24 protein-coding genes are annotated in these 26,558 nt (G+C 70.5%); 5 read left to right on the plus strand and 19 right to left on the minus strand.

The features are described 5' to 3' along the window. Positions 1 to 2 precede the first annotated feature (2 nt). Positions 3 to 1,124, plus strand: a complete 1,122-nt coding sequence (locus FBZ83_RS13310) for an ABC transporter permease (protein ID WP_145683566.1) — start codon at positions 3 to 5, stop codon at positions 1,122 to 1,124. A 49-nt stretch (positions 1,125 to 1,173) separates the two neighbouring features. On the opposite strand, the gene FBZ83_RS13315 is transcribed toward FBZ83_RS13310, so the two are convergent. The 13 genes from FBZ83_RS13315 to FBZ83_RS13375 form a co-directional block, all read right to left on the minus strand. Next, on the minus strand, positions 1,174 to 3,492 hold the full coding sequence (locus FBZ83_RS13315) for a TonB-dependent hemoglobin/transferrin/lactoferrin family receptor (protein WP_145683568.1): 2,319 nt from the start codon (positions 3,490 to 3,492) through the stop codon (positions 1,174 to 1,176). A 110-nt stretch (positions 3,493 to 3,602) separates the two neighbouring features. Then, complete coding sequence (hutX, locus tag FBZ83_RS13320; RefSeq protein ID WP_186466071.1) at positions 3,603 to 4,151, minus strand: heme utilization cystosolic carrier protein HutX; 549 nt, start codon at positions 4,149 to 4,151, stop codon at positions 3,603 to 3,605. Between the two features lie 87 nt (positions 4,152 to 4,238). Beyond that, positions 4,239 to 5,705 carry a sensor histidine kinase gene (locus tag FBZ83_RS13325; protein WP_145683570.1) on the minus strand — a complete coding sequence of 489 codons (1,467 nt, stop codon included), beginning with the start codon at positions 5,703 to 5,705 and terminating at the stop codon, positions 4,239 to 4,241. Further along, positions 5,692 to 6,360 carry a response regulator transcription factor gene (locus FBZ83_RS13330; RefSeq protein WP_145683572.1) on the minus strand — a complete coding sequence of 223 codons (669 nt, stop codon included), beginning with the start codon at positions 6,358 to 6,360 and terminating at the stop codon, positions 5,692 to 5,694. Before FBZ83_RS13330 ends, FBZ83_RS13325 begins: the two co-directional genes overlap by 14 nt. A 75-nt stretch (positions 6,361 to 6,435) precedes the next feature. Beyond that, positions 6,436 to 7,257 carry an ATP-binding cassette domain-containing protein gene (locus tag FBZ83_RS13335; protein WP_145683574.1) on the minus strand — a complete coding sequence of 274 codons (822 nt, stop codon included), beginning with the start codon at positions 7,255 to 7,257 and terminating at the stop codon, positions 6,436 to 6,438. Positions 7,258 to 7,259: 2 nt separating this feature from the next. Continuing rightward, complete coding sequence (locus tag FBZ83_RS13340) at positions 7,260 to 8,369, minus strand: FecCD family ABC transporter permease (protein WP_145683576.1); 1,110 nt, start codon at positions 8,367 to 8,369, stop codon at positions 7,260 to 7,262. Beyond that, the gene (locus tag FBZ83_RS13345; protein ID WP_145683578.1) at positions 8,366 to 9,241 is read right to left on the minus strand and encodes a heme/hemin ABC transporter substrate-binding protein; all 876 of its coding nucleotides are present in this window, start codon (positions 9,239 to 9,241) and stop codon (positions 8,366 to 8,368) included. Before FBZ83_RS13345 ends, FBZ83_RS13340 begins: the two co-directional genes overlap by 4 nt. 17 nt (positions 9,242 to 9,258) lie before the next feature. Beyond that, positions 9,259 to 10,218, minus strand: a complete 960-nt coding sequence (locus tag FBZ83_RS13350; RefSeq protein ID WP_247888288.1) for a ChuX/HutX family heme-like substrate-binding protein — start codon at positions 10,216 to 10,218, stop codon at positions 9,259 to 9,261. 183 nt (positions 10,219 to 10,401) lie between these two features. Then, positions 10,402 to 11,373 (minus strand): carbon-nitrogen hydrolase family protein, encoded by a 972-nt coding sequence (locus FBZ83_RS13355; protein ID WP_145683580.1) that lies wholly within the window; start codon positions 11,371 to 11,373, stop codon positions 10,402 to 10,404. Further along, positions 11,370 to 12,071, minus strand: a complete 702-nt coding sequence (locus tag FBZ83_RS13360) for a flavin reductase family protein (protein ID WP_145683582.1) — start codon at positions 12,069 to 12,071, stop codon at positions 11,370 to 11,372. Before FBZ83_RS13360 ends, FBZ83_RS13355 begins: the two co-directional genes overlap by 4 nt. An 82-nt stretch (positions 12,072 to 12,153) precedes the next feature. After that, entirely contained in the window at positions 12,154 to 13,212 is a 1,059-nt protein-coding gene (locus tag FBZ83_RS13365; protein ID WP_247888289.1) for an ABC transporter substrate-binding protein, read from the minus strand. Continuing rightward, entirely contained in the window at positions 13,209 to 14,051 is an 843-nt protein-coding gene (locus tag FBZ83_RS13370) for an ABC transporter ATP-binding protein (protein ID WP_145683587.1), read from the minus strand. Before FBZ83_RS13370 ends, FBZ83_RS13365 begins: the two co-directional genes overlap by 4 nt. Before the next feature lie 17 nt (positions 14,052 to 14,068). After that, complete coding sequence (locus tag FBZ83_RS13375; RefSeq protein ID WP_247888290.1) at positions 14,069 to 14,842, minus strand: ABC transporter permease; 774 nt, start codon at positions 14,840 to 14,842, stop codon at positions 14,069 to 14,071. Between the two features lie 361 nt (positions 14,843 to 15,203). On the opposite strand from FBZ83_RS13375, the gene FBZ83_RS13380 reads away from it, so the two are divergent. After that, complete coding sequence (locus FBZ83_RS13380) at positions 15,204 to 15,953, plus strand: TrmB family transcriptional regulator (RefSeq protein ID WP_199230067.1); 750 nt, start codon at positions 15,204 to 15,206, stop codon at positions 15,951 to 15,953. Positions 15,954 to 15,966: 13 nt separating this feature from the next. Here FBZ83_RS13380 and FBZ83_RS13385 read toward each other — a convergent pair whose 3' ends face one another. From FBZ83_RS13385 to FBZ83_RS13400, 4 genes are all read right to left on the minus strand, one after another. Beyond that, positions 15,967 to 16,857 carry a LysR substrate-binding domain-containing protein gene (locus tag FBZ83_RS13385; protein WP_145683591.1) on the minus strand — a complete coding sequence of 297 codons (891 nt, stop codon included), beginning with the start codon at positions 16,855 to 16,857 and terminating at the stop codon, positions 15,967 to 15,969. Between the two features lie 82 nt (positions 16,858 to 16,939). Further along, the gene (locus tag FBZ83_RS13390; protein WP_145683593.1) at positions 16,940 to 17,404 is read right to left on the minus strand and encodes a DUF1348 family protein; all 465 of its coding nucleotides are present in this window, start codon (positions 17,402 to 17,404) and stop codon (positions 16,940 to 16,942) included. 48 nt (positions 17,405 to 17,452) lie between these two features. Beyond that, positions 17,453 to 19,531: a pyridoxamine 5'-phosphate oxidase family protein gene (locus FBZ83_RS13395; protein ID WP_145683595.1), complete on the minus strand. Its 2,079-nt coding sequence runs from the start codon at positions 19,529 to 19,531 to the stop codon at positions 17,453 to 17,455. Between the two features lie 55 nt (positions 19,532 to 19,586). Further along, on the minus strand, positions 19,587 to 20,201 hold the full coding sequence (locus tag FBZ83_RS13400) for a glutathione S-transferase family protein (protein ID WP_137118433.1): 615 nt from the start codon (positions 20,199 to 20,201) through the stop codon (positions 19,587 to 19,589). A 419-nt stretch (positions 20,202 to 20,620) separates the two neighbouring features. Here FBZ83_RS13400 and FBZ83_RS13405 point away from each other — a divergent pair, with 419 nt between their 5' ends. The 3 genes from FBZ83_RS13405 (at position 20,621) to FBZ83_RS13415 (ending at position 23,787) form a co-directional block, all read left to right on the plus strand. After that, positions 20,621 to 21,304: a GntR family transcriptional regulator gene (locus tag FBZ83_RS13405; protein WP_186466072.1), complete on the plus strand. Its 684-nt coding sequence runs from the start codon at positions 20,621 to 20,623 to the stop codon at positions 21,302 to 21,304. A 95-nt stretch (positions 21,305 to 21,399) separates the two neighbouring features. Further along, entirely contained in the window at positions 21,400 to 22,464 is a 1,065-nt protein-coding gene (locus FBZ83_RS13410) for a phosphotransferase (protein WP_145683597.1), read from the plus strand. Positions 22,465 to 22,470: 6 nt separating this feature from the next. Further along, on the plus strand, positions 22,471 to 23,787 hold the full coding sequence (locus FBZ83_RS13415) for an aspartate aminotransferase family protein (protein WP_145683598.1): 1,317 nt from the start codon (positions 22,471 to 22,473) through the stop codon (positions 23,785 to 23,787). Between the two features lie 55 nt (positions 23,788 to 23,842). Here FBZ83_RS13415 and FBZ83_RS13420 read toward each other — a convergent pair whose 3' ends face one another. Further along, positions 23,843 to 24,463, minus strand: coding sequence for a pentapeptide repeat-containing protein (locus tag FBZ83_RS13420; RefSeq protein WP_145683600.1), 621 nt, complete (start codon positions 24,461 to 24,463; stop codon positions 23,843 to 23,845). Positions 24,464 to 24,561: 98 nt separating this feature from the next. Then, entirely contained in the window at positions 24,562 to 26,472 is a 1,911-nt protein-coding gene (locus FBZ83_RS13425; RefSeq protein WP_145683602.1) for a methanol/ethanol family PQQ-dependent dehydrogenase, read from the minus strand. Positions 26,473 to 26,558 lie beyond the last annotated feature (86 nt).

Genomic DNA, 26,558 nt, shown 5'->3' on the forward strand with positions numbered 1-26,558 from the left:
CGATGCAGGCGTCCAACGTCCTGAACCTCGGCATCAAGGAACTGCGCAGCCTCGGCCGCGACCCGATGCTTCTGGCCCTCATCGTTTATTCCTTCACGCTGGCGATCTATACGGCGGCCACCGCCATCCCGGAGACGCTCAACAAGGCGGCGATCGCCATCGTCGACGAGGACCGCTCGCCGCTGTCGGCCCGCATCGTCGGCGCCTTCTATCCACCTTATTTCCTGCCGCCGGTCCTGATCACCCCCGCCGAGATGGACGCCCGCATGGACGCCGGGCTCGACACCTTCGCGCTCGACATTCCGCCCAACTTCCAGCGCGACGTCCTCGCCGGGCGCCAGCCGGCGATCCAGCTCAACGTCGATGCGACCCGGATGACCCAGGCCTTTTCCGGAAGCGGCTACATCCAGCAGATCGTCAGCGGCGAGGTCACCGCCTTCGTGCAGCGCTACCGCGGGGAGCAAACCCTCCCGGTCGACCTCGCCCTGCGGGTCCGCTTCAATCCCGAGCTGAACAAGGGCTGGTTCGGATCGGTGATCGAGGTCATCAACCAGGTCACGATGCTGTCGATCATCCTGACCGGCGCCGCCCTGATCCGGGAGCGCGAGCACGGCACCATCGAGCATCTGCTGGTGATGCCGGTCACGCCCGCCGAGATCATGGTCGGCAAGATCTGGTCGATGGCGCTGGTCGTGCTCACCGCCTGCGCCTTTTCCCTGGTCTTCGTCGTCCAGGGGCTGCTGGCGGTTCCCATCGGCGGGTCCGTTGCCCTCTTCCTCGCCGGCGCCGCCCTGCACCTGTTCGCCACCACGTCGATGGGCATCTTCCTGGGGACGGTGGCGCGCAGCATGCCGCAATTCGGCATGCTGCTGATCCTGGTGATGGTGCCGCTGCAAATGCTGTCGGGCGGCATGACGCCGCGCGAGAGCATGCCCGCCCTGGTTCAGGACGTGATGCTCGCCGCGCCGACGACGCATTTCGTCACGCTGGCCCAGGCCATCCTGTACCGCGGCGCCGGCCTCGACGTGGTCTGGCCTCAGTTCCTCGCGCTCATCGGAATCGGCATGGCCCTGTTCGGCCTGTCGCTGGCGCGCTTCCGCAAGGCCATCAGCCGGATGTCGTGAGCCGCGCCGACGGGTTCCGGCGCGGCCTACCAAGGTCAAGGTCGGATCGTCACCATTTCAGCGTGGCGTGCACCAGGAAGGAACGGCCGGCCTCCAGATAGCGGCGGCGGTCGGCCGAGGTCTCGCTGACGCCGACGACGTTGACGTAGTTGTAATAGCCCTGGTTGAACAGGTTGTTGACCGAGGTGCCCAGGCTGATGTTCTCCGTCGGGTTGACGTAGGCGGCCAGATCCACCGTGGTGTAGGCCGGAGCCGTCAGGTAGGTCGGGTTGCTCACGTCATCGGCCTTCTTCGCCATCACGTGAGTGGCGGCGACCTGCGCGCCCCACACATCGTCGGGCGCGGTGTAGGACAGGCCGGCGTTGACGGTGAAGGGCGCCACCTCGTCGATGGCGGTGCCGGCGTCGATGTCGAAGCCGCGGGCGAAGGCCGCCGCGCCGAACAGCGCCCAGCCCGGCCGGAACCGCCACTCGCCCTTGCCCTCGGCGCCGAAGATCTCGACCTTCGAGACGTTCTGCGCCTGATAGCGCAGGATGCCGCCGGCGCCGGTGCCGACCGCCTTCTGCAGGATGAAGTCGCTGTAGCGGTTGTAGAAGCTGGAGACCTGGAAGCTCGACCCGTCGCCGAACTTGCCGCGCAGGCCGGCCTCGACGCCGTCGCTGCTCTCCGGCTTGAGGTCGGCGTTGGGCAGCACCTCGTAGCCGTAGGTCGGGTTGGAGAAGCCGAGGTTGGCGTCGTCGTAGGGCGGCGCGCGGAAGCCGTGCGCGTACTGGCCGAACAGCGCGTATTCCCGGGTCAGGTCGTAGGTCGCGCCGAACTTCGGCGACAGGGCCAGCTTGTCCAGCTTTTCCGGCTGGGTGGACGGCCGGGCGGCGAAGTAGGCGGCGTCCTTGTCCGGGTCCATCCGGTAATAGTCGAGCCGCAGCGCCGGCACCAGCCGCAGCCGGTCGATGGTGATCTCGTCCTGCACATAGGCCGAGGCCATGAGCGTGTCGGTGTTGGGGAAGGTGCGGCTGGGGTAGGTGTCGCCGTTGTAGCTCTTCGCGGTGGCCCCGGTTGCGAGGTTGGTCAGGGTCACGTCGCGCATCCGCTCGGTGCGGATGGAATCGACGCCGAAACCGTAGGAGATGCTGTTGCGCAGCCCGAACAGTTGGGTGTCGGAGCGCAGGTTGACGGCGGCGCCGACGATCGTCTGCTTGGATTCGTTGCTGGTGGATTCCCGCAGGGCGGTGCCGGCGGTGAACAGCGGGCTGGTGGAGGTGGCGACGCGGGCGTTGCGGGTCCGCTTCTCCTCGCGGTCGAACTGGGTGCCGTAGAGGCGCCAGTCGATGTGATCGATGAAGCCGATGGGCGCGTCGTGCGCGTGCTCCAGGCTGACGCGCCAGCGGGTCGCGGTGTCGTCGGCGGTGGAGCCGGTGAAGGCGCCGCGCGTCATCCGCATCGGCACCATGGAGAAGATGTAGCTGGCGCTGCCGCCGACGTCGTTGCGCAGCGTCGTGTCGGTTTGGCGGTGGAAATACTCGCCGGTCAGCGTCACCTTGTCCGGCCCGTGGTCCCAGACCAGCTTGGCGAGGCCGTTGTTGCCCTCGTAATCCTGCGGGTTGCGGAAGGCCTTGTCCTTGGACTTGTACTCCTCCCCGTCGCGGCGCGTGTAGATGCCGAGCAGGGAGAAGTCGCCGGAGCGCAGCACCCCCGTGCCGGTCTCCGACAGGCTGGAATCGACGCTGTCGTAGGTCGTCTTCAGCGAGACGAAGCTGTCGCGGCCGGGCCGCAGGTAATCGGCCGGGTCCTTGGTCACGTAGGTCACCACGCCGCCCAGCGCGTCCGACCCGTAGAGCGCCGAGGCCGGCCCGCGCACGATCTCCACCTGTTTGACCGAGTCCAGGTCCACCACGTCGCGGTTGTAGCCGGCGGACGGGGCGGCGGAGGCCGGGGATTCCGGAAGCCGCGTGCCGTCGACCTGCATCAGGATGCGGTTGTTGCTGATGCCGCGGATGGTGAAGCCGCCGGCCCCGGCGCGGGACGGGGAGTTGCTGACCGTCACGCCGGGTTCGTAGCGCGGCAGGTCCTGGAGGCGGTGGACGCCGCGCTTCTCAAGCTCGTAATCGGGGATGACCGACACCGTGCCCGTGTTCTCGCCCACGCTGCGCAGGCCGCGCTCGCCATAGACCGTCACCGCGTCGAGGATGGTCGGGGGCGGCGCGGTGGTCGCCTGCGCGGTCTGGGTGGTGGCCTGCTGAGTCTGCTGCTGCGCCTGGGCGGCGGGGGCCAGCAGAGTCAGGGCGGAGGCCGACAGCCACAGCGCCGCGCGCAGGCGGGAGCGGGACGGTGGGAGGGCAGGGCGGTGGGACTCGGGTGGCACGATCATCTCCGTCTCTCTGCACGAGGTTTTTCTGCGTGTTGTTCTTATAAAAATGCGATTGCGTCTTATTCGCAATTGATGGACTGAAGCCGCCCGGCGCCGGTTCAGGCGCCGGTTCAGGCGGTCTGGCGCGGCGCCCCGCACAGGCGGGCCTTCAGCGCCTCGAACCGCTCCACCTGATCGGGCAGGAGCTGGCGGGCGTCGTCGCGGCCGACGAAGACCTTGAACATCGCCTCCCCGTCGCCGTTGAAGAAGACGACGGAGGCGCTGTCGGCGCTGCCCATGAAGGGCCGGCGGACGAAGCCGACGGTGCGGCAGCGGTCCAGCCGGATGTGGCCGCCGATCGAGCTGCCGCCGGCGAGGTTGTAGAAGCCGCGCCCGAACTGCCCGCGCGGCAGCGGCCCTTTGCATTCCAGGACGAGGTCGGCGCTGTGCACCAGAACGGTGACCGTGCCCCACTCCGCCATGTCCAGCATCGCCGCCTCGGCGGTTTCCCCCGGCGCGAAGGCGCGCAAGCCGTCCGGCAGGCATTCGGTGACGGCGAGCAGGCTGACGCCGGTCTCCGTCGCGACCGCCTCCAGCACGCCGTTCGGCGCGGTGGCGAGGCGGTCGCGCAGGGCGGCCAGCGTGTCGGGGGATGGGGCAGTGGAGCTGCTGTGCGGCATGGAAGCGGTCCGAAGCGTCGGTTGCGAATTCATTTGAGAATAGTTCGCATTCGCAAATTGGCTCAACGGCGCTTCGCTTAATTTCGCTTAATGGAGAAGGCCGGTGATGGCGCCGGGAACGGGGGGAGCAGCCACCGGCCGGCCCCGGCGTTCCAGCCGGACCACCGCGCGCAGGCCCGGCCCGTTGTCCTCCAGCCGCAGGGCGCCGCCGTGCAGCCGGGCGATGGCGTCAACGATGGCGAGGCCGAGCCCATGGCCGGGCACCCGGTCCGACGGGTCGAGCCGGCAGAAGCGCTGCACCGCGAGCGCGCGCTGGCCGGGCGCCAGCCCCCGTCCGCGGTCGGCGACGGTGATCTCGTTCCAGCCGTCGCGCGGCACGGCCGACAGGTGCAGCGCCTCGCCCGGCGCGTATTTCAGGGCGTTGTCCACCAGATTGGCGACGGTCTGGAACAGCAGCGTGCGGTCGCCGCGCAGATCGAGGTCGCGCTCCACGGCGACGGTGATGACCGTGCCGGTGCCCTCGGCCAGCGGCAGGTAGGATTCGGCCACCTCGTCGAGCAGCGCCCTGGCGTCGAGCGGCTCCACCGCCAGGGCGCAGCGCCCGGTCTCGATCTCGCCCAGCCGCATGATGGCGCGGAACAGGTGCTGGATGCGCCGCGTCTCCTCGATGCCCTCCTCCAGCTCGCGGCGCAGGGCGTCGTCGGGGCAGCTCTCGGCGATGGTGACCAGCCGGTTGTGCAGGTGGGTCAGCGGCGTGCGCATCTCGTGCGCGATGCTGCTCGACACGCTGGAGACCTCCTCGACCAGCCGGGTCACGCGGTCGAGCGTGCGGTTGACCTCGCGGCCGAGGCGGGCGAACTCGTCGTCCGGCCCGGCGATGGCGACGCGGCGGTCGCGGTCGCCCGCCGCGTAGGCGGTCAGCGCCATGGTGATGGCCGACACCCGGCGCAGCGTGCCGGCGCTGAAGCGGAGGCCGAAGGCGACGCTGGTCAGCAGGAACACCAGCACGCCGCAGCCCGCCGCCAGCGGCACGGCGCGGAGCTGGTCGAGCATGGGCTGGAGGTCGTAGGCGTTGACGTAGCGCCCGCCGTCGCCCAGCCGCACCACCATCCCGCGGACCTTCCAGCCGTCGCCGCGCTGGTCGATGCGGCCGGTCTCGCAAGGGGCCGGACCGCCGCAGGCGACGACGGCGAGCAGCCGCCGGGCCATCGCCTCGTCGCCGTAGAGCACACGGCCGTCGCGGTCGATCACCATGCGCCGCCGCGTGCCCTCCGGCGCGAAGCGCTCGCGGCCGCGCAGTTCGGCGACCAGAGCGGCGGCGTCGCCGAAGCCGCCGTGCAGGCGTTGCGTTTCCTGGTCGCGCTCCAGCAGGTCGCCAACATGCTCGTTGACCAGTTCCACCAGCAGATCGCGGCTCCACAGCACGGCGGCGCCGGCCACCACGAGGAAGACCGCGCCGATGGCCATGGCCTGGCGGAAGCTGCGCGTGTCGAGATGGCGGCGGACTCTCCGGACCCAGGGCGGGCCGGCGCCGCGCGGCTTAGCCCAGGACATAGCCGATGGCCCGCACGGTCTTCAGAAGCGGCGGGTCGAAATCCTTGTCGATCTTCGCCCGCAGCTTGAAGACATGGACCTCCACCAGATTGGTCGGCGGGTTGAAGCCGTAGCCCCAGGCCTTCTCCAGCAGCATGCTGCGGGTCACGGTGCGGCCGGGGTTGCTCATCAGGATGTGCAGGAGTTTGAACTCCTTGTCGGTCAGCTCGATGGGCACGCCGCGCCGGGTCACCCGCCGGTGGGTGACGTCCATCACCAGATCGCCGACCTCCAGCACGTCGCCGGCCCCGGCCAGGACGGCGCGGCGGGTCGCCAGATGCTCCAGCCGGACCAGCAGCTCGGCGAAGTCGAAGGGCTTGCCCAGATAGTCGTCGGCCCCGGCGCGCAGCCCGGCCACCCGTTCCGTCGTCTCGTCCAGCGCGGACAGCACCAAAACCGGCGGGTGGCGGGTCCCCTGCAGGCGCCTCAGCACCTCCATGCCGTCCAGCTTGGGCAGCATGCGGTCCAGCACCACCACGTCGAACGCCTCCTCGCGCAGCAGGCGCAGCGCGTCCTCGCCGTCGCCGGCGAAGCGGCAGGAATGGCCGGAGCCGCCGAGCTTCGCCCCGATCCAGTAGCTGACCGCCGCGTCGTCCTCAACGACCAGAACACGCACCGTCCCCTCCCTCCAACGCCTTTTTGGGGCGCCTCTTCGGGGCGCCCCGTCTCGTTCCCTATTTGATATTAATAATCATTCGCAAATGATTTTTCCAGACGCCGCGGCGCGTCCCGTGGCGGCGTAGACCACGCCCTCCTCCTCGGGCAGGTCGAGCCGGACGAAGGCCGTGCCGAAGACGCGCTCCAGCACCGGCACCGGCAGGTTGGCCATGGACCCGGTCCAGGCAACGCGCCCGCCGGCCAGCAGCAGCCCGTCGTCGGCGTAGCGCGCGGCCAGCGTCAGGTCGTGCAGGATCACCGCGCAGCCGCCGCCGGTCCGCTCCACCCAGTCGCGCGCCGCCCGCAGCAGATGGTGCTGGTGGGCGGGGTCGAGGCTGGCCGTCGGCTCGTCCAGCAGCAGGTAGGACGGCCCCGCCACGTCGCGCCCGTGCCGACCGGCGGCCAACTGGGCGAGCGCGCGGGCAAAGGCGACGCGCTGGCGCTCGCCGCCGGAGAGCTGGGGCATCAACCGGCCGGCCAGCCCCCCGGCTCCGGCCCGGATCAGGCAGTCGGCGATCAGCGCCCGCCGGTCGCCGGGGCGGATCAGCCAGGGCTCGGTCGCCAGCTCCATCACCTCCTCCACCGAGAAGGCGAAGGCGACCGCTTGGTGCTGCGCCACCAGGGCGCGGCGGACGGCCAGCCGCGGCGCCGGGATGGCCGACATCGCCACCCCGTCGAGCAGGGCGCGGCCGGCGGTCGGCCGCCGCTCCCCGGAGAGGAGGGAGAGCAGGGTGGACTTGCCGGCCCCGTTGGGTCCCAGGATGGCCAGCACCCGGCCGGGCCGCACCGCGGCGGTGACGCCGTCGAGCAGGCGGGCGCGGCCGATGGTCAGGCCGGCGTCGATCGCTTCCAGCATGGTCAGGCCCCTCCCAGTCCGCCGGCGCGGCGGCGCAGAAGCCACAGGAAGAAGGGACCGCCGACGGCGCCCAGCAGCAGGCCGGCCGGCACGTCGGCCGGGGCGGCGATGCTGCGGGCCACCGTGTCGGCCAGGACCAGCAGGACCGCCGCCGCCAGCGCCGTCGCCGGCATCAGCCGGCGGTGCACCGGCCCCAGAAGAATCCGCATGACGTGCGGCACGATCAGCCCGACGAAGCCGATCAGGCCGGACACCGCCACCGCCGCCCCGACGCCCAGAGCCACCAGAAGCACCGTGCGCACGGCGAAGCGGTGCGGGTCGAGGCCCTGGAGGAAGGCCTCCCGCTCGCCCATGGCGAACAGGTCGAGCCGCCGCGCCCCGGCCAGCAGCCCGGCGGTCGCCAGCCCCATCAGGAGCATCGCCGGCCCGATCTGCGCCCAGCCCGACCCACCGAAGCCGCCCATCATCCAGAAGGTCATCTGGCGCAGCGCGAGATCGTCGCCGAGGTAGCTGAACAGCCCGATGCCGGCCCCGCCCATGGCGTTCACCGCGATGCCGGCCAGCAGCATGGTGGCGGGGGCGTTGCGCCCGTCGCGGCGGGAGATCGCCAGGATCAGCACGGTGGCGGCCAGCGCGCCGAGGAAGGCGGCCAGCGGCAGCACGGTGGCGAGCGACAGGCCGCTGCGCGCCAGCCCCAGCCCCGACACCCCCAGCACCATGGCGGCGGAGCCGGCCAGCGCCGCGCCGCTCGACACGCCGACCAGCCCAGGGTCGGCCAGCGGGTTGCGGAACACGGCCTGGAGCGCCACCCCTGCCACGCCCAGCGTCACCCCGACCGCGGCGGCCAGGACGATGCGCGGCAGGCGCAGCATGGTCAGCACCATCCAGTCGCGTTCGGACAGCGGCGTGCCGGGCAGGCCGATCAGGGCGGCGAGGTGGGACAGGCTGCGGTCGAGCGGGACGGACACGCCGCCCGTCGCGACGGCGATCAGCACGGCCAGCGCCAGCGCCACGGCCAGCGCCGCCAGCACCGGGACGAGGGGCGGGCGCCGAAAGGACGGCGCCGCCCGGTCCCCTTTCCGGGAGGACGGCATGGACAAGGTCAGGCTCATGGTTGTCCTTGGGAAGAGGCGTCCTGGACGCGGGTGAGTTCGGCGACCGCCTCGGCCGTGCGGGGGCCGAGCCCCATCAGCAGCGCGCCGTCCACCACCGCCACCCGGCGGGCCTTCGCGGCCGGGGTCAGGGCGAGCTGCGGCGTCGCCAGGAACGGGTCGAGCCCGCCCGAGCGGTCGACCAGCGACCGGCTGACCAGCAGGATGTCGGGTGCTGCGGCCAGGACGGCCTCCGACGACATCGGCACATAGTCGCGCTCGACCTCCAGGGCGTTGCGCGCGCCGGCCATGGCGATCAGCGCGGCGGGGACGGAGCGGCTGCCCGCCGCCATCAGACCGCCCGGCCCGCCGCCGACCACGCCGAGCACGACCGGCGCGCCGTCCTGCTCTCCGGACTTGGCGGCGACGGCGGCCAGAGCGGCGAGGTCGCGGTTCAGCGAGTCCGCCAGCCGCCGCCCCTCCGCCTCCCGGCCGAGCAGGCGGGCGACCCGCTCCACCTTGTCGAGCAGCCCGGCCAGCGTCGGCGTTTCCGGCACGACCTCCACCGTGACGCCGAGCGCCCGAAGCTGGTCGAGCGTCGTCTCGGGGCCGGCGCCCTGGATCGCCAGGACGTGGGTCGGGGCCAGCGACATCACGCCCTCCGCCGAGAGGGCGCGCATGTAGCCGACGTCGGGCAGGCCGCTCACCGGCTGCGGATAATGGCTGCTGGTGTCTCGCCCGACGACCGAGCCGCCATCGCCGAGCGCGTAGACCAGCTCGGTCACCGGAGGGCCGACGGTGACGATCCGCCGCTCCGCCGCCCCGGCCAGGGGGACGGCGGTGAGCGCGAGGGTGGCGGCGATTGCCGCGGGGAGAAAGCGCAGGCGCCTCATCGGCCGGTCCCCGCCCGTCACAGGGACGCGGCGAGCGCGCGCCACTCCGCCCGTTCCGGCTTGTCCTCGTCGCGTTGGCCGCACAGGATCGCCGCGTTGTCGCCCCGGTCGTCGTACAGCTCGACGGTGGTGATGCCGCCCTTGTCGGTCGGCTTGTGGACGACCCAGGCGCTGGACAGCCGGGCCTGGACGGCGCGCAGGGTGAAGCCGGCGTCGTCGATGCGCAGCAGCCCGTCGGCCGCCGCCGGGTGGTCCACCGTGCCGGTGTGGATCTGGATGCAGCCGGCGTTGCCGACGAAGATCATGATGTCCAGCCGGCGGTCGCGCACCGCCTCCAGCAGCGGCAGGACGGAGGCGGCCGGCAGCTCCCGCGCGAAGCCCGGCCCGGCGAGGCGCAGCGCCTGCCGGCGCCCGACCCCGAAGGTCTTCAGCATGCCGAAGAACTCGTGCACGTCGATCATGGCGCTCCAGGCGGCGCGCAGCCCTTCCACGTCGATCTCCGCGTCGGGCCGCTCGGCGGCGGGGGCGGGCAGCGGCTCCAGGGCCGGCGCGTCCTGGTCGGCGGCGCGGTGCAGGATCAGGAAGGCGTCCCAGGCGGCGGCGTTCGTCTCCGCGGTGCGGTGGATGGCGTGGACGGCGCGGCCGTGCCGGTCGAAGACGCGGATGGCCTCGGCCTCGCCGTCCGTTTCCGGCGTGTGGACGGTGATGGCCCAGTGGCGCGGGAAGACGCGCAGATCGACCTCGCGGTTCAGCACGATCAGGGCCGGGCCGTTGCCGTCGACGTTGCCGAAGCGCCCGGTCTTCCCGTGGGTAATGCTCCGGTTGCCGGTGACGACCCGGACGGTCCCCAGAACGTCCAGTTTCCTCAGGGCGTCGGTCCAGTCCACCGCGAGCCGCATCGGGCGGGCGGCGCCGTTCTCCCAGCCGGGGAAGGTGGACAGGATCGGATCGGCGGTGAGCAGGTGGGTGTCGGGCATTGGGGGCTTCCCTTGACAAGATGCGGTGTGGTCGGCCTGTCCGGACAGGGCCAAATCTTCCGCAAATGATCATGAGAAGCATTATCAGTTACAAGGCGCCGATCATTAACCGGCATTAATCGCCGGGCACACGCGGGAACCGGGGCTTGCGTCGTCCAACGGCGACGCAAGCCCCTTCGCCCGTCAGGCCGCCTCTTCGACCGTCTCGTTGCGCTCCGGAAGGGCGGCCTCGCGCACCGTGGCGACCGGCGCGCGCGGGGTCTCGTCAACGCGCATGCTGAACAGGTCCGGCCGCGCGTAATGGCCCACCGGATCGAAATCGAGCTTGGCGCCGACCAGATCCTCGACGTCCACCTCGGCGGTCAGGATGCCCTCCGCGTCGACCAGCGGTCCGGCCAGGATCTCGCCGAGCGGCCCGACGATGACCGAGCGGCCGTGCATCATCCATTCGTCCGGCCCGGCGTCGATGCGGCTGGCGTAGTCCTCCGGGAAGTCCGAGCGGCGCATCACCTGGCAGGCGCCGATCACGAAGCAGCGCCCCTCCATGGCGACGTGGCGCATGGTGGCGATCCAGCTTTCGCGGTCGTCCGCCGTCGGCGCCGCCCAGAGCTGGACGCCCTTGGCGTAGTAGGCCGCGCGCATCAGCGGCATGTAATGCTCCCAGCAGATGGCGCCGCCGACACGGCCGAACGGCGTGTCCATGACGGTGAGGGTCGAGCCGTCGCCGAACCCCCAGACCAGCCGCTCCGACCCGGTCGGCATCACCTTGCGGTGCTTGCCCATCCGGCCGTCCGGCGACAGGTAGAGCACCGTGCAGTAGAGCGTCCCGCCGTCACGCTCGATGACGCCGACGACCGCGTGGATGCCGTGCCGCGCGCAGGCCGCCGACAGCGTCTCGGTCTCCGGGCCCGGCACAGTGATCGCGCCGCGGACGTAGCGGGCGAAGTCGGCGCGCCCCTCCGCCGTGCGCCGGCCGATCGAGCAGCCGAAATCGAGCCCCTTCGGGTAGCCGCCGATGAAGGCCTCCGGGAAGACGGCGAGTGACGCGCCGGTGGCGGCCGCCTCGGCGATCAGGTCGACCGTGCGGGCGGTCGCCGCGGCGGCGTCGAACGGCACCGTCGCCGCCTGCACCGCGGCCACTTTAACCTTGGTCATGCTTGTCGTTCCTTGCAGTGTGTTTCGGTGGGTTGAGGCGCGGTGTCGACCCAGACCGGCCTCACCAGATCGAAGACGTCGCGGGTGCGCAGATAGGCCGAGGGGCCGTGCATGCGGGCGACGAGGTCGAGCGCCTCATGGTCGATGCGGGGGCGGTCGGGGTTGCCGGTCAGGACGCGCGTCGCGACATGGGCGTGCAGCACCTCGCCCACGAACAGCCACTGTCCGGGGCCGCTTTCGAACTCGTGGATCAGACGGCATTCGAAGGCGACCGGCGATGCGGCGATGCGCGGCGGCCGGACCGCGACGCTCGGCAGGGTGGCGAGCCCGGCGAGCCGGGTCTCGTCCACCTCGGGCGGCGCCTCGACGCAGGTGAGGTTCATCGCCTCCGCCAGGGCGAAGGGGACGAGGTTGATGACGAACTCGCGGGTCGCCCGGATGTTGACCGCCGTGTCCTTCGGCCGGTCCGGGCGCGCCAGCACGCCGAGACAGACCACCGGCCGGTCGGAGCCGAAGACGTTGAAGAAGGAGTAGGGGGCCGCGTTCACCCGGCCCTCGGCCGAGCGGGTCACCGCCCAGGCGATCGGCCGCGGCAGGACCGCGGCGGTCAGAAGGCGGTAGCGGTCGGGCGCCGGAAGCGTCGCGAAGTCGAAATGGCGCGTTGGAGGGGCGGGGGCGTCGTCAAGTCGTAAGGTCATGAAGTCTCCTTCGGCGCGGCCCGGCACGGCCGCCGCCCCGTCCTGCGCCCGTTCTGCGCGCTGAGTCGCGATCGCCGGCCGATCAGCCGACGATCTTGACCGTCTTCGGATCGAAGTTCTGGGCGGCGAAGGCGGCGTCCACCTTGCCGGCGATGGTCGTGTCGACGAACTTCGACACGTCCGGCAGGCGCGGCAGCAGCTTCGCCTCGACGCCCCATTCGGCGAGCTGGTTCAGCTTTTTGATCTGCTCTGCGGAGAGCGCCGCCTTGATGTCGGTGGGCGCCTTGGCGTTCCAGGCGGGGTCGTAGCCCGACGCCTTTTCCAGCACGGCCTCCGGGATGTTCTTCGCCGGCTCCAGCGAGCGGAACCATCCGTTGACGAGGTCGTGGTTCTGGCTGGCGAAGTACAGCGCCTGGGAGTTGGCGAGCAGGAAGCGCTCCGCCACCTCGGGCCGGTCCTTGAAGAAGCGGTTGTTCGCGGTCAGAACGATGACGGGAGTCAGATTCTCCGAGATCACCTGGGCGAAGCCCGCGTTCTCGAAGAAGCTCACGAACGGGTCGTAGGTGAAGAAGGCGTCGATCCGCTGCGCGCCCACCGCGTCGGCCAGCTCCGCCGGCCCGACATTGACGAAGGTCATGTCGCGGCCAGGGGTGAGGCCGGCCTTGATCATCGCCTCCTGGGCGTTCTGGAAGGCGGTGATGCCGAAGGTGCCGTAGACCTGCTTGCCCTTCAGCCCGGCGACGTCGGTGATCCCCGACTTCTTGGTCACCAGCACCGCCGAGCGGAAGCGCGCCTGCGAGGCGATGGTGGTGACCGGCGCCCCGACCGCCATGGTGGTGACGGCGGCGAAGTCGGACAGCGTGCCGACATCGGCCGCGTTCGACACGATCGCCTCGTTCACCGCCGGCGAGGCGTTGAGCTGGATCATGGTCATGCGCAGGCCGTTGCGGGCCGCGATGTCGGTGCGCATCAGCACATGGGCGATCTGGGCCGAGACGGTGGTGGTGTTGAACCAGCCCATCCTGACGACGTCCGCGCCCTGCGCGCGGAGGATCGCCGGCTTGGCGAGGGTTGCGGCGGCGGCGATGCCGGCGGCGAGCTGGCCGAAGCGACGGCGCGAGAGTGTCGAGGTCACGTTCATTCCCCTTTTTGCCATTCGGGTTTCAGGGTCTCCCACAGGTCGTTGACCGTGGAGACGAACCAGGGATCGGAGCGCATCTCGGCCGTGCGGGGCCGCGGCAGCGGCACGGCGACCTCCTCGCGCACCCGGCCGGGCCGCGGGCTCATCACCACCACGCGGTCGGCCAGGAAAACCGCCTCGTCGATGCCGTGGGTGACGAAGATCACCGTCTTGCCGGCCTCGGACGAAATGCGGGCGATCTCCTCCTGCAGAAGCACGCGGGTCTGCGCGTCCAGCGCGCCGAACGGCTCGTCCATCAGCAGGATGTCGGGGTCCGGGGCGAGCGCGCGGGCGATGGCCGCCCGCTGCTTCATGCCGCCGGAGATCTGGTGCGGGTACTTCTCCTCGAAGCCGGTCAGCCGGACCATGTCGATCAGCGAGCGGGCGATCTCCGCGCGCTCCTTCTTCGCCATGCCCTTGGCCTTCAGGCCGAACTCCACGTTCTGCTGCACGGTCATCCAGCCGAACAACGCGTAGTCCTGGAAGACGACCGTGCGCGACGGGTCCGGCTTGACGATGGGGCGGCCGTTCTGCAGGAGCGTCCCGCTCGACGCCGACTGGAAACCGGCGACGATGCCGAGCAGGGTCGACTTTCCGCAGCCCGAGGGGCCGAGCAGCGAGATGAACTCGCCGCGGCGGATGCGCAGATCGACCCCGTCGAGCGCGACCACCATGTTGTCGGACGAGGTCCCGCCATAGACCTTGCCCAGATTCCGGATGTCGATCTGGATGTCGGCCGGCTGGGCCTGCGGTGAGCCGGGGGGCGGGGCGGGGGTCTTGAGTGCGGTGTTGGCGGCCATGTTCCTTCGCCTCCTGCTCAATTGCGCTCGGAAGGCGCCCAGGCGTTCACCCGACGCTCGATCCGTTCGAGGACGGCGGACATGGCGAAGCCGACGAGACCGATGGCCACCATGCCCGCAACGACGTTGTTGATCTGGAACAGCATGCGCGACTGCTGGATCAGGTAGCCGAGGCCGGTCTGCGCCGCGATCAGCTCGGCGGTCACCACGCACATCCAGCCCACGCCCAGCGCGATCCGCAGACCCGGCAGGATGATCGGCAGGGAGGCCGGGATCAGCACGTCGGTGAAGAGCTGCCAGGGCGTGGCACCCAGGCAGAGCGCTGCGTTCATTTGGTTCCGGTCGAGGCCGCGCACCGCTGTGTAGGTGGCGACGAAGGCCGGGAAGACGGCGCCGAGGAAGACCAGGAAGTAGGACGCGGCGTCGCCGAGCCCGAACCACAGGATGGTGATCGGGATCCAGGCGAGCGGCGGGATGGGGCGAAGCGCCTCGACCACCGGCCGCACGAAGTCCGCGACGCCGCGCCACCAGCCGCAGATCAGCCCGAGCGCCATGCCGACGACGCAGGCGAGCGCGAAGCCGACCGCCACCCGCTGCAGGCTGGCGCCGAGATGGACCCACAGCGAGCCGTCGAGCGCCATGTCCCACAGCGCCCCGGCCACCGCGACCGGCGACGGCAGCAGGAAGGCGTCGATGAGGCCGAGCGAGGTCAGCGCCTGCCAGACGGCGAAGAAGGCGGTGAGGCCCAGCGCCGCGCGGAAGGACCGGTCTGTCAGAATGCGGGGGCTCACGGCGCGGCGCGGCGCCCTCTGCATGAAAGGCGGCGGCGCCGCATGCGCTTTCGTGTTCGCTTCCATCACCTTCCCTCGTTCCACCGTTCGGCGCCGCCTCGCGGGACGTCAGCGTCCTTGGACGACCACAAAACGATGACAATGTCGGAAAAATCCGTCAATTCGAAAAATACAAATGAATGACGCTTAGCAGGCCGAAACTTGCCGATTTAGCGGGCATTCGGCGGGATGACAGCCCATTAAAGCGTCTTTCCACCAAGGGGGCCCCGCGAAGAGTCGGCAATTTATCGGTAAAAACCGACGATGGACGGGTGGCGCGGAATCGGGCATGTTGCGACGCGATTCAAAAGGGAGCACGTGGGTGAATCTCGAGGAGAAGCTGTCCCGGATCGGCATATCGGGGACGCTCTACAAGCTCTATCTGACGACGATCCGCCTTGGCGGGGGCTCCGTCACGGAGGTGGCCGCGGGCGCCGGCATGGCCCGCACCACGGCGCACGACGCCCTCGCCAAGCTGGAGGCGGAGGGGCTCGTCCGCTTCGTCGATCACGGCAAGCGCCGCTTTGTGGTCGCCCAGGACCCGGGCATCCTGCTGGAGCGCAGCGAGGCGCGGCGGCAGATGCTCGAGGACGTGATGCCGGTCCTGCGGTCGATGTACCATCACGAGAACGGCCAGCCGAACGTCCGCTTCCACCCCGGCCCCGAAGGCATCCGCACCGTCCTCTGGGAGACGCTGAGCGGCGACGAGAAGGAACTGCGCGCCACCCTCTCCATGCGGGAGCTGATGGTCGAGCCGGGGCTGGAGGAGATGGAGCGCTATCTGAAGGAGCGGGCGCGGCGCGGCATCTGGCTGCGGGTGATCCGCTCGGAGGAGCGCGACATCGCGCCGATCTGGCCGTCGAGCCAGGAGGAGCGGCGCGAACTGCGCTACGCGCCCGCCACCTACAACCTCGCGATGACCTGCTTCATCCACGGCAGCAAGGTGTCGGTCATCTCGTCGGCCCGCGAGAGCTACGGCCTGATCCTCGACAGCGCCGATTTCGCGGCCTTCCAGGCGTCCATGTTCGATGCCATGTGGAGCCTGAGCACGCCGGCTCCGACCATCCCCTGACCCGTCTCCGGGCCTAGTTGAGGAAGCGGTTCTCGCGCAGGCGGGCCACGGCGAGGTCCACGAAGGCCCTCACCTTGGCCGGCGCGTGGCGCCCCTCGGGGTGGAGGACGTGGATGGGCAGGGGCGGTTCCTCATGGTCGGCGAGCACGATGCGAAGCTCCCCGGCCAGCAGGGCCGGGCCGATCTGGTAATGGAGCACCCGGGCGAGGCCCCAGCCCGCCTTGGCGGTCGCGATCACCGCCTCGTTGGTGTTGCATTGCAGGACCGGGTCGATGGTCACCCGCTGGTCCCGCGCGAACCGCCACTCCGGCGAGGCCCAGGCGCCGGTCGACAGGGCGATGCGGTGGTGTCGGAGGTCGGCCGGCGTCTGCGGAACGCCGTGGCGTTCGAAATAGGCTGGGGCGCCGCAGACCACGCGCCGGACCGTGCCGACCCGGATCGCCGTGAACCCGGAATCCGGCAGGTGACCGATGCGCACGGCGACGTCGATGCCCTCTTCTACGATGTTCACCGGGCGGTCGATGAAGAAGGTCCGGGCGCGCATGCCGGGGTAGCGGTCCAGATACTCGGTCACGATCGGCAGCACATGGATCGGGCCGAACAGAGCGGAGGCGGTGACGGCGAGCGTCCCGGTCGGGGTGGCGTAGAAACCGCCCGCGGCGGCCTCCGCCTCCGTGATGTCCGACAGGATGCGGCGGCAGTCCTCGAGATAGCGTGATCCGGCCTCGGTGACCTTGACCGAGCGGGTGGTGCGCACGAACAGGCGGGCGCCGATGAGGTCCTCGAGGGCCGCCACGGCGCGCGTCGCCGCGGGCGCGCTGAGGTGCAGGAGGCGGGCGGCTTCGGCGAAGCTTTCCGCTTCTGCGACCTTCACGAAGATCCGCATCGCCTGCAGCCGGTCCATGCGCGCCCCCGTTTCGCCGCGTCTCCGTCACAGTCTGTGGCCGAAGAGGCTTCGGATGGCAACCTCCGACTCCTCCGCCGCGTCAGAAGCCGAAATGGCTGAGGCCCGGATGGTCGTCCGGACGGCGGCCCAGCGGCCAGTGGAACTTGCGGTCGGCTTCGGCGATCGGGTGCTCGTTGATGCTGGCGTGGCGGACGCGCATCAGCCCGTCCTCGGCGAACTCCCAATTCTCGTTGCCGTAGGCGCGGAACCACTGGCCGCTGTCGTCGTGGTACTCGTAGGCGTAGCGCACGGCGATGCGGTTGCCTCCGAACGCCCACAGCTCCTTGATCAGCCGGTAGTCCAGCTCGCGGTTCCACTTGCGGGTCAGGAAGGCCTCGACCTCGGCGCGGCCGTTGGCGAACTCCGCGCGGTTCCGCCAGCGCGTGTCGGTGGTGTAGGCCAGCGCGACCTTGGCGGGGTCGCGGCTGTTCCAGCCGTCTTCCGCCAGACGGACCTTTTCGATGGCGGATTCTTCACTGAAGGGGGGCAGGGGAGGACGGGACATGGGGAACTCCTGTCGTTTTACGGGGGAGGGGAAGGGTGAAGGGGCAGGTCAGAGCGCGAGCTGAAGGGGAGCGTCCTCGCCGGTCTCCGCTTCGGCGGGCACGGCGCAGCACAGCAGCACCTCGTCCGCGGCGACCGCGGCGCTCGGCTCCTTGACGTAGGTGATGGCGCCCTTGAGCAGCTTGGTGCGGCAGGTTCCGCAGGTGCCCTCGCGGCAACTGAAGGCGGGATCGAGGCCGCGCGCTTCGGCGAGGTCGAGCAGCGTGCCGGAGCCGGGTGTCCAGCGCGCTTCCTTGAGCGTGTTCATGAAGGCGACCGGCACCGGCTTAGTCGAGGGCGGCCGGCGCGCCGGTGCGGCGGCGGTTTCCATGGTCTGACCCGTCCGCTTCAGCGACGACGGCCCGAACGCCTCGGCGTGAATCCGGTCGTCGGCGATGTTGAGGCCGCGCAGGCCATCGTAGAGCGCCTGGGTGAAGGCGGGGGGGCCGCAGACGTAGAAGTCGTAGTCGTTGAAGCCGAGGATGCGCGTCAGCAGCGCCATGTCGATGCGGCCCACGGCGTCGCAATCGACGCCCGGTGCGGCCTCGCCGGGGTCGCTGAGGACGCGGACGAGCCGGACGGCGCCGTTCGCCGCCGTGACGAGGTCGGCGATTTCCCGGTCAAAGGGGCGCTCCGCCGTGGAGCGCGCGGCGTGGACCAGGATCGTCGGGCGGATGCGCTGCGTGCGCAGTCCCTCATAGACCACGTGGCGCAGCATGGCGAGCAGCGGCGTGATGCCGACGCCGCCGGCCAGCAGCACCGCCGGCCGCGTCGCGCGGGCGTCGATGGTGAAGCCGCCCGCCGGCCCGCGCGCTTCGATGACGTCGCCGATCCGGACATGGTCGTGCAGATGCCGCGACACCAGCCCCTCGCGCTTGACGCTGATGCGGTGGATCCCGTCCGACGGGGCGACCGACAGCGTGTAGGTTCGGACCACCGGCTTCTCGGCGCCCGCCGGGGTGACGCGGATGGGCAGATGCTGGCCGGCCAGATGCGGCGGCAGCCCGGCGCCGTCGGTCGGCCGCAGATGGAAGGAGCGGATGGAGGCGCTTTCCTCCACGATGTCCGTCACCGTCATCGGCCGCCAGCGCGTCGCCGTTTCCTCGGCGCGCAGCCGGTCGGCGGCTTGGCTCCAGTCGCCGGTCATCAGGGAGCTGGGCGACCAGCCGTCCGCCCGCAGCGTCCAGCGCAGGGCCAGGGCGCCGCGCCGGCGGACGATCTTGCGCGCCTTGAACGTCCACAGCCGCTCGGCGCCCTGGAAGGCGGCGATCTCCGGCGACTCCAGGACCAAAGCGGCGTCGCCGGTCATCTGCAGCAGGTCGCCGCTGGCGAAATCGACGAAGAGCAGCCCCGCCTTGCCATTGAGCAGGATGTTGCCGAGCGTGGCGAAGAAGAGGTTGCCGTCGAAGTCGGGAATGGTGAGCGTGCCGTCCCCGGCCACCCGGACGAACCCGGCCTTGCCACCGCGGTGCGACACGTCGACCTGCCGATGGTCGCCACGGTCGGCGTAGGAGGCGACGAAGAAGGCGTCCGCCGCGTCGATCACCGCCCGCGCCGCCGGATCGAGGGCCGTCATCTCCTCGACGGGACCGGCGAAGGGCTGGGCGGGGTCGCGGGCCAGCGTGGCGTCGCGCAGTTGGATGTAGCGGGGGCAGTTGCCGAAACTCTGGTCGACCGCGACGCGGAAGCCCGCGGGCATTGTCGAGGCGACGCCGTTCATGCGGTTGCGCCGCCGCGTGTTCATCTCGATGCCGAGGAGGCCGACCGGCGCCCTGTCGGTCAGTCCGGCCGCTGCAGGATCGCCAGCGCTCGGGCGCGCGGCGATGTCGAGAAGGGTCGGCGACGGCGAGGACAGGAAGCCGGGCCGGCCTTCCAGCACGGTCGCCCACGCATCGCCGTCCGGGTCGGCGCTGCCGATCACGAGGAAGGGGAGCTGGGCGTAGAAGTCGCGGTGCTGGTCGGGCATGAAGTCGCGGATGACCCGCTGCCCGACCATCGCCATCCGCTCGGCGACGCCGGCACCGACTTTTTCCTGCAGGAACGTCTCGCCCTCATGCCAGATCGGCAGCGGCTTCGCGGTCTCGCCCATATTCCGTCTCCCCGGTGAAAGAAGCGGGCGCGCCGGCGCGCGCCCTGGCGGCGCGTCAGGCGGCGGTGAGTCCGGCCGGCGTCTGGGCGAAGGGGACGAAGCCCGGCAGCGCCTCGACCCGGCGGAGGAAGGCGTTGACCGCCGGATAGCCCGACAGATCGACGTTGCCCTCCGGGGCGCGGGCGACGTAGCTGTAGATGGCGACGTCGGCGATCGTCGGCTGGACGCCGACCAGCCAGTCGCGGCCGGACAGGTGGCTGTCGAGCCGCTTCAGCAGGGTGTGGGCGCGGCCGATGACCTCATCGGGGTTGAAGCCGGCGCCGAACACCGTGACCAGCCGCGCCGCCGCCGGGCCGTAGGCAACCTCGCCGGCCGCGACCGACAGCCAGCGTTGGACGGCCGCCGCGTTCCGCGCGTCCTCGGGCAGCCAGTCGCTGCGGCCGGCCTTCTTCGCCAGATAGACCAGGATGGCGTTCGAGTCCGAGACGACCACGCCGTCGTCCTCCAGCACGGGCACCTGACCGAACGGGTTCAGCGCCAGGAATTCGGGAGTCTTGTGCGCGCCCGCCTTCAGGTCGACCTCGACCAACTCATGCGGCAATCCGAGCAGGGAGACGAACAGACGGGCGCGGTGCGCATGGCCCGACAGCGGGTGATGATAGAGCTTCATGGCTGACTCCTGCGATGCCGGCCGGGACCATCCCGATCCGCACACCGAGAGTGCGCCTGTCAGCCGATCATCGGAATGACCCGGTTTGGCAGTTCATCATTACAGCCAGCGCAATAATGCCGGTTGGGGTGGGGCGTTCGGCGGGAGTGCGTTCGGCGTTTAACCCCTCTCCCGTCCCGGGAGAGGGTGCCCGCGGAGCGGGCGGGTGAGGGTAAAGCCAAGGATCGGTGGACCAAGCCTTGTCGGCACCCTCACCCTTCCCGCGCTTCGCGCGGGCCCCTCCCCTCTCCCAGGGCGGGAGAGGGGGGCAATCGCAACAATTCTAGATGACCGCTCAGACCGGCTTGACCTGCGCCCGCCTCCACGGCATTATGATGCATCATACATCAGATGACCGGCAACGGCGGGAAGGGCGGAGGATGAGCAGTTTTGATCTCACCCTTCTCGAACACGACAATCTCGGCGGCACGATTTACCAGAAATTGTGCGAGGCCCTGATGAAGGGCGCCTTCAAGCCGAACGACCGCCTCAAGATCCGCGATCTGGCCGACCGGCTGGGGACGAGCGTCACGCCGGTGCGCGACGCCATCCTGCGGCTGGTGCAGGATCAGGCCCTGGTGCTGCGCTCGCCGCGCGACATCCGCGTCCCGATGCTGACCCGGGCCACCTACCTGGAGATCCGCGACATCCGCGTCAATCTGGAAGGGCTGGCCGCCGCGCGGGCCGCCGAACAGGCCACGCCCGCCCAGATCGAAGCCCTGGAATCGCTGCTCAAGCGCAACGAGGAGGCGATGGCCGCCAGCAACACCGCGCTGGCCACCGAACTCAACCAGATCTTCCATTTCACGGTGTCCGAGATCGCGGACATGCCGGTGCTCGGCGACATTCTGCGGCGGCTCTGGCTGCAGATGGGGCCGTTGATCGCCGACGTCTACGGCGGCGCCGGGCGCACGATGATCGACCATCACTACCCGCTGATGGACGCCATCCGCAGCCACGACGGACCAGCCGCCGCCCGCGCCATCCAGGCCGACATCCTGTTGGCCAGCGGTCCGATCCTGGAGAGGATCGACGGCGTGTGTCCCGAGCCGCTCGCCGTCTGATTTCCCCGCCGATCCCATCCGCTTCCGCAGCCGATCCACCCGCCACCATGATGCATCAAACATTGACCGCTTCGAACCACGAGGAGACACCGGCGATGACACCGGCCCCGACCCAGGGTGACGTTCTGACCACCGCCGCGCCGGCAATCTCCATGGAGGAGGCCAGCGCCATCCTGCAGCGCTGGTTCGGCGTGGCCGGCACCGTCCGCGAACTGAGCAGCGAGCGCGACCGCAATTTCCACATCGCCACGCCCAATGAGCGAGGGGAGGACGGGCAGGGCTATGTGCTGAAGTTCACCAACCCGGCGGAGCCGCAACCCGTCACAAGCTTCCAGACCGGGGCCATGCAGCATGTGGCCGACCGCGACCCGACCTTGCCGGTGCCGCGTGTCGTGCCGACGCTGGACGGGGAGGCCCAGGCGATCGTCCACATCGACGGCCGCGCCATGGTGCTGCGGCTGCTGACCTATCTCGAAGGAACGCCGCTCCACGCAGCACCGCCCTCGCCGGGGCTGATGCGGGCGCTGGGAACGACGCTGGCCCGGCTGGATCGGGCGCTGGCCGACTACGAGCATCCCGGCTCGGAGCGGGACCTGCTGTGGGACATCACCCGCACCGCCAGCGTCGCCGACCGGCTGCATTATGTGGCGGACGAGCGGCGCCGTGGGATGGTCGAGCGCTTCGTCGCCCGCTTCGCCGACGAGATCGCCCCCCGGCTGCCCGCCCTGCGCCACCAAGTCATCCACAACGACCTCAACCCCCACAACGCGGTGGTCGATCCGGTCGGGCACGAGGCGGTCACCGGGATCATCGACTTCGGCGACGCGCTGCGGGCGCCGCTGGTCAACGATCTGGCGACGGCGCTCGCCTACCACGTCACCACCGGCGAGACGCCCTTCGGCTCCGTGGTCGAGATGACCCGCGCCTACAACGCCGTGCTGCCGCTGACGGCGGACGAGGTGGACCTGCTGCCCGATCTGGTGGCCGGCCGCCTCGCCCTGACCATCGGAATCACCGGCTGGCGGGCGGCCGAGTACCCCGCCAACGCCGCCTACATCCTGCGCAACGCCGAACGCGCCTTCGCCGGCCTGGACCGGCTGACCGGCGACGAGGCCGCCACCGCCCGCCGCCTGCTCCATCTCGCCTGCCAGAAAGTGTGAACCGCCATGACCATGATCAACGCCTACGCGCCCGACTCCGCCGGGACCCTGCCGGAGCGCGAGCGCGCCCTGATCGCCCGCCGCGAGAGGCTGCTCGGCCCGGCCTACCGGCTGTTCTACGCCGACCCGATCCATGTCGTGCGCGGGGAGGGCTCATCCCTCTATGACGCCGAGGGCAACCGCTATCTGGACGCCTACAACAACGTCGCCTCGGTCGGGCACTCGCGGCCGGAGGTGGTGGAGGCGATGGCCAAGCAGGCGGCCGTGCTGAACACCCACACGCGCTACCTGACCGACGGCATCCTCGACTTCGCCGAAGCCTTCCTGGCGGAGTTCCCGGCGGAGCTGTCGCACCTGATGCTGACCTGCACCGGCAGCGAGGCCAACGATCTGGCCCTGCGCGTCGCCCGCGTCCACACCGGCGGCACCGGCGTCGTCATCGCGCACAACGCCTACCACGGCGTGACCTCGGCGCTGGCCGAGATGTCGCCCTCGCTGGGCGCGGCGGTGAAGCTGGGCGACCATGTCCGCGTGGTGCCGGCGCCCGACGGCTACCGCATGCCGGAGGCCGAGGTCGGCGCCGCCTTCGCCCGCTCCGTCGAGGCGGCCATTGCCGACCTGCGGGAGAAGGGGATCGCCCCGGCGGCGCTGCTGGTCGACACCATCTTCTCCAGCAGCGGCGTCTTCACCGACCCGGCCGGCTTCCTCGCCCCGGCGGTGGAGGTGATGCGCAAGGCTGGCGGCCTCTTCATCGCCGACGAGGTGCAGCCGGGCTTCGGGCGGCTCGGCACGCACATGTGGGGCTTCGCGCGCCACGGGCTGGTGCCGGACATCGTGACGGTCGGCAAGCCGATGGGCAACGGCCACCCGGTGGCGGGCGCGGTGTTCCGGCCGGAGGTGATCGAGGCGTTCGGCAGGAGCCAGCGCTATTTCAACACCTTCGGCGGCAACCCGGTGTCCTGCGCGGTGGCGCTGGCGGTGCTGCGCGTGATCAAGACGGACCGCCTGCAGGAGAACGCCCTGGCGGTCGGCACGCAGATGATCGACGGCCTGCGCGCGCTCGCCGCCAAGCACGAGCTGATCGGCGACGTGCGCGGCAGCGGTCTGTTCATCGGCGTCGAGATGGTGCGCGACCGCAAGCTCAAGACCCCGGCGTCGGAGGAGACGGCCCGCGTGGTCAACGGAATGCGCCAGCGCCGGGTGCTGATCAGCGCGACCGGCCAGGAAGGGCACATCCTGAAGATCCGCCCGCCGCTGGTCTTCTCGTCCGAGGACGCGACGCTGTTCCTCGCCACGCTCGACGAGGTGCTGACGGCGCTGTAACGGCGCCTTAAGCCGCGCTGCCCTGTTGATCCTCTTCCGCCCGCCGGCCTTCCCGTCACCAGTCGGTGGGGCAGGAGCGGCAGTCGGTCATCAGCGCATCCTGGAAGATGGCGAAGCGGATCTTCGCACCTTCCAGGTTGGCCTGTGACAGGTTGGTGAGGGAGAGCTTGGCCTCCTGAAGGTTGGCGCCCTCCAGGTTGGCGCCGGTGAGGTCGGCCTTGTCGGCGCGCAGCGCCTCCAGATTGGCGGCGGTGAGGTCGGCCTGCCGCAGGTCGGCGCCGTTGGCGCGGGCGAACTCCAGGTTGGCGCCGCGCAGGCGGGCGCCGGACAGGCGCGTGCCCTGGAGGAAGGCGGTGCGCAGATCGGCGCCGTCGAGGATCGCCCCGCTGAGGTCGGCCCCGCGCAGATCGGTGTGGCGCAGGTCGGCCCGCATCAGGTTGGCACCGCGCAGGTCGGCACCGGCCAGCGACAGGCCGCGCAGGTTGCGGTGGCGCAGGTCGATGCCGGGGCAGACCGCCTTAGCCGTCAGGACGCAGCCGGCGACCTCGGTGACGCGCTCCTCCTCGCCGCCGCCGAGGCTGGCGGTTTCAACCTCCGCCGCCAGCGGGGCGGTGAGCGGGCCGGACAGGGACAGCAGGGCGCACAGGGCGAAGGCGGGTCGGAAGAGGCGGTTCATGGGGAGAACTCCCATCGCTGCGATGCATGAAGACCGGGGCGGGGAAACGGGCCGGACCGCCCGCTTCCCCGTCCCGGCGGGCGGTCACTTAGCGGCGGTCACTTGGCGCTGGAGACCTTCACGTCGGCCAGCTTGAACACCCAGAAGGAGCCGCCCTGGGTCACGCGGGTGGTCAGGTCGGCGAGATCGCCGCCCCACAGCGGCACGGCGCCGCCATAGCCGGTGGTGATGCCGACATACTGCACCCCGTCCAGCTCCCAGGTGACCGGGGAGGAGATGATGCCGGAGCCGGTCTGGAACTTCCAAAGCTCCGCCCCGGACTTGGCGTCGAACGCCTTGACGTAGCCGTCGCCGGTTCCGGTGAAGACCAGCCCGCCGGCGGTCGCCAGCGTGCCGGACCACAGCGGCAGCTCCTCCTTGTGCTCCCAGGCGACCTTGCCGGTCGTCGGGTCGATGGCGCGCAGGACGCCGACATGGTCCTCGAACATCTTGTGGATGCGGAAACCCATGCCGAGATAGGCGGAGCCGGGGTTGTAGCCGACATGCTCCGTCCAATAGTCCTCCTTCCAGTGGTTGGCGGCGATGTAGAACAGGCCGGTGTCCTCGCTGTAGGACATCGGGTTCCAGTTCTTGCCGCCGAGGAAGGGCGGGGAGACCTCGACCGCCTTGCCGCGCTTCTCGCCCTCGGCGGGGGGCGGCGGGCGCTGGCCCTCGACCTCGATGGGGCGGCCGGTCTTCAGGTCGATGCCCTTGGCCCAGGTGATGCCGTCGACGAAGGGGAAGGCCGCCAGCACGCTGTTCGGCTTGTTCGCCTCGCCGCCCGCCGTCGCCAGCTTCGTCCGGTCGGTGACGTAGAAGAAGCCGTTGCGGTCGGCGTGGGCGGTCGCCTTCACCGTCTTGCCCGACGCGTCCTTGTAGTCGAACAGCACCAGCTCGTTGTTGCCGGAGAAGTCCCAGGTGTCATTGGGTGTGTGCTGGTAGAAGCCCTTCAGTTCGCCCGTGGTCGGATCGACGTAGGCCTGGCCGGAGGTGTAGAGGCTGTCGCCGGGCCAGCGCGCCCAGCCGTTCCACGGCGCCGGGTTGCCGGTGCCGATGACGATGGTGTTGGTCTCCACGTCGAAGGTGGCGCTCTGCCAGGGCGCGCCGCCGCCGTGGTTCCACGCTTCGACGAGCTGCCCGTCCTTATCGCGCGGCCAGGACGGCGCCTTGGCGTTGCCGGTGGGGGTGCTGTCCTTGCCGTCGAGCCGGCCCATGTGGCCCTCGACCAGCGGGCGCATCCAGATCTCCTCGCCGGTGTCGGGATCGCGGGCGAACAGGCGGCCGACCACGCCGAACTCGTCGCCCGACGAGCCGTGGATCAGCAGCATGCGCCCGGTCTTCTGGTCCTTCACGACGGTGGGCGCGCCGGTCATGGTGTAGCCGACCTTGTGGTCGGCGAACTTCTTGCGCCAGACGACCTTGCCGGTGTCCTTGTTCAGCGCGACGATGGAGGCGTCGAGCGTGCCGAAGAACACCTTGTCGCCGTAGATCGCCGACCCGCGGTTGACCACGTCGCAGCAGGGCCGGATGTCGTCGGGCAGGCGGTGGGCGTAGGTCCACAGCCGCTTGCCGGTGCGCGCGTCCAACGCGAACATCCGCGAATAGGAGGCGGTGACGTAGATCACCCCGTCATGGACCAGCGCCTGCGTCTCCTGCCCGCGCTGCTTCTCGTCGCCGAAGGAGAAGGACCAGGCGGGGACCAGCCGCGACACGCTGGTGGTGTCGATCTGCTTCAGCGGGCTGAAGCGCTTGCCTTCCACCCCCATGCCGTACATCAGCACGTCGCCGGCCGACTTGGCGTCGTTGGCGATGTCGTCCCAGGTGACGTTGGCGGCCTGGGCGCCTCCCCAGGCCGCCGGGGCGGTGGAAGCCAGGAAACCAGCCACCAGCGCGGTGACGATCCGGCGCCGGACTCGTCCGGCCCCGCTGTCCGCCTTGGTTTCCGGCTTGGTGTGCAAGGATGAAGTCATGCGTTTCCCCCCGTGAAAGGCCGAATTTTGCCGGGGCGGATCGTCCGCCCGATCCGCCCCGGCTCCGGCACCGCGTCTTACGCCCT

Origin of the sequence: Azospirillum brasilense (assembly GCF_007827815.1) — a bacterium.
Taxonomy (GTDB): Bacteria; Pseudomonadota; Alphaproteobacteria; order Azospirillales; family Azospirillaceae; genus Azospirillum; species Azospirillum brasilense_C.

Coding starts and splice junctions, on each gene's coding strand:
- FBZ83_RS13325 (WP_145683570.1), bottom strand. CDS start 5,705: ATGTCCTGGGCTAAGCCGCGCGGCGCCGGCCCGCCCTGGGTCCGGAGA.
- hutX (WP_186466071.1), bottom strand. CDS start 4,151: ATGCCGCACAGCAGCTCCACTGCCCCATCCCCCGACACGCTGGCCGCC.
- FBZ83_RS13360 (WP_145683582.1), bottom strand. CDS start 12,071: ATGACCTTACGACTTGACGACGCCCCCGCCCCTCCAACGCGCCATTTC.
- FBZ83_RS13340 (WP_145683576.1), bottom strand. CDS start 8,369: ATGAGCCTGACCTTGTCCATGCCGTCCTCCCGGAAAGGGGACCGGGCG.
- FBZ83_RS13405 (WP_186466072.1), top strand. CDS start 20,621: ATGAGCAGTTTTGATCTCACCCTTCTCGAACACGACAATCTCGGCGGC.
- FBZ83_RS13355 (WP_145683580.1), bottom strand. CDS start 11,373: ATGACCAAGGTTAAAGTGGCCGCGGTGCAGGCGGCGACGGTGCCGTTC.
- FBZ83_RS13410 (WP_145683597.1), top strand. CDS start 21,400: ATGACACCGGCCCCGACCCAGGGTGACGTTCTGACCACCGCCGCGCCG.
- FBZ83_RS13415 (WP_145683598.1), top strand. CDS start 22,471: ATGACCATGATCAACGCCTACGCGCCCGACTCCGCCGGGACCCTGCCG.
- FBZ83_RS13400 (WP_137118433.1), bottom strand. CDS start 20,201: ATGAAGCTCTATCATCACCCGCTGTCGGGCCATGCGCACCGCGCCCGT.
- FBZ83_RS13370 (WP_145683587.1), bottom strand. CDS start 14,051: ATGGCCGCCAACACCGCACTCAAGACCCCCGCCCCGCCCCCCGGCTCA.
- FBZ83_RS13310 (WP_145683566.1), top strand. CDS start 3: ATGCAGGCGTCCAACGTCCTGAACCTCGGCATCAAGGAACTGCGCAGC.
- FBZ83_RS13420 (WP_145683600.1), bottom strand. CDS start 24,463: ATGAACCGCCTCTTCCGACCCGCCTTCGCCCTGTGCGCCCTGCTGTCC.
- FBZ83_RS13365 (WP_247888289.1), bottom strand. CDS start 13,212: ATGAACGTGACCTCGACACTCTCGCGCCGTCGCTTCGGCCAGCTCGCC.
- FBZ83_RS13385 (WP_145683591.1), bottom strand. CDS start 16,857: ATGGACCGGCTGCAGGCGATGCGGATCTTCGTGAAGGTCGCAGAAGCG.
- FBZ83_RS13315 (WP_145683568.1), bottom strand. CDS start 3,492: ATGATCGTGCCACCCGAGTCCCACCGCCCTGCCCTCCCACCGTCCCGC.
- FBZ83_RS13425 (WP_145683602.1), bottom strand. CDS start 26,472: ATGACTTCATCCTTGCACACCAAGCCGGAAACCAAGGCGGACAGCGGG.
- FBZ83_RS13390 (WP_145683593.1), bottom strand. CDS start 17,404: ATGTCCCGTCCTCCCCTGCCCCCCTTCAGTGAAGAATCCGCCATCGAA.
- FBZ83_RS13335 (WP_145683574.1), bottom strand. CDS start 7,257: ATGCTGGAAGCGATCGACGCCGGCCTGACCATCGGCCGCGCCCGCCTG.
- FBZ83_RS13350 (WP_247888288.1), bottom strand. CDS start 10,218: ATGCCCGACACCCACCTGCTCACCGCCGATCCGATCCTGTCCACCTTC.
- FBZ83_RS13395 (WP_145683595.1), bottom strand. CDS start 19,531: ATGGGCGAGACCGCGAAGCCGCTGCCGATCTGGCATGAGGGCGAGACG.
- FBZ83_RS13345 (WP_145683578.1), bottom strand. CDS start 9,241: ATGAGGCGCCTGCGCTTTCTCCCCGCGGCAATCGCCGCCACCCTCGCG.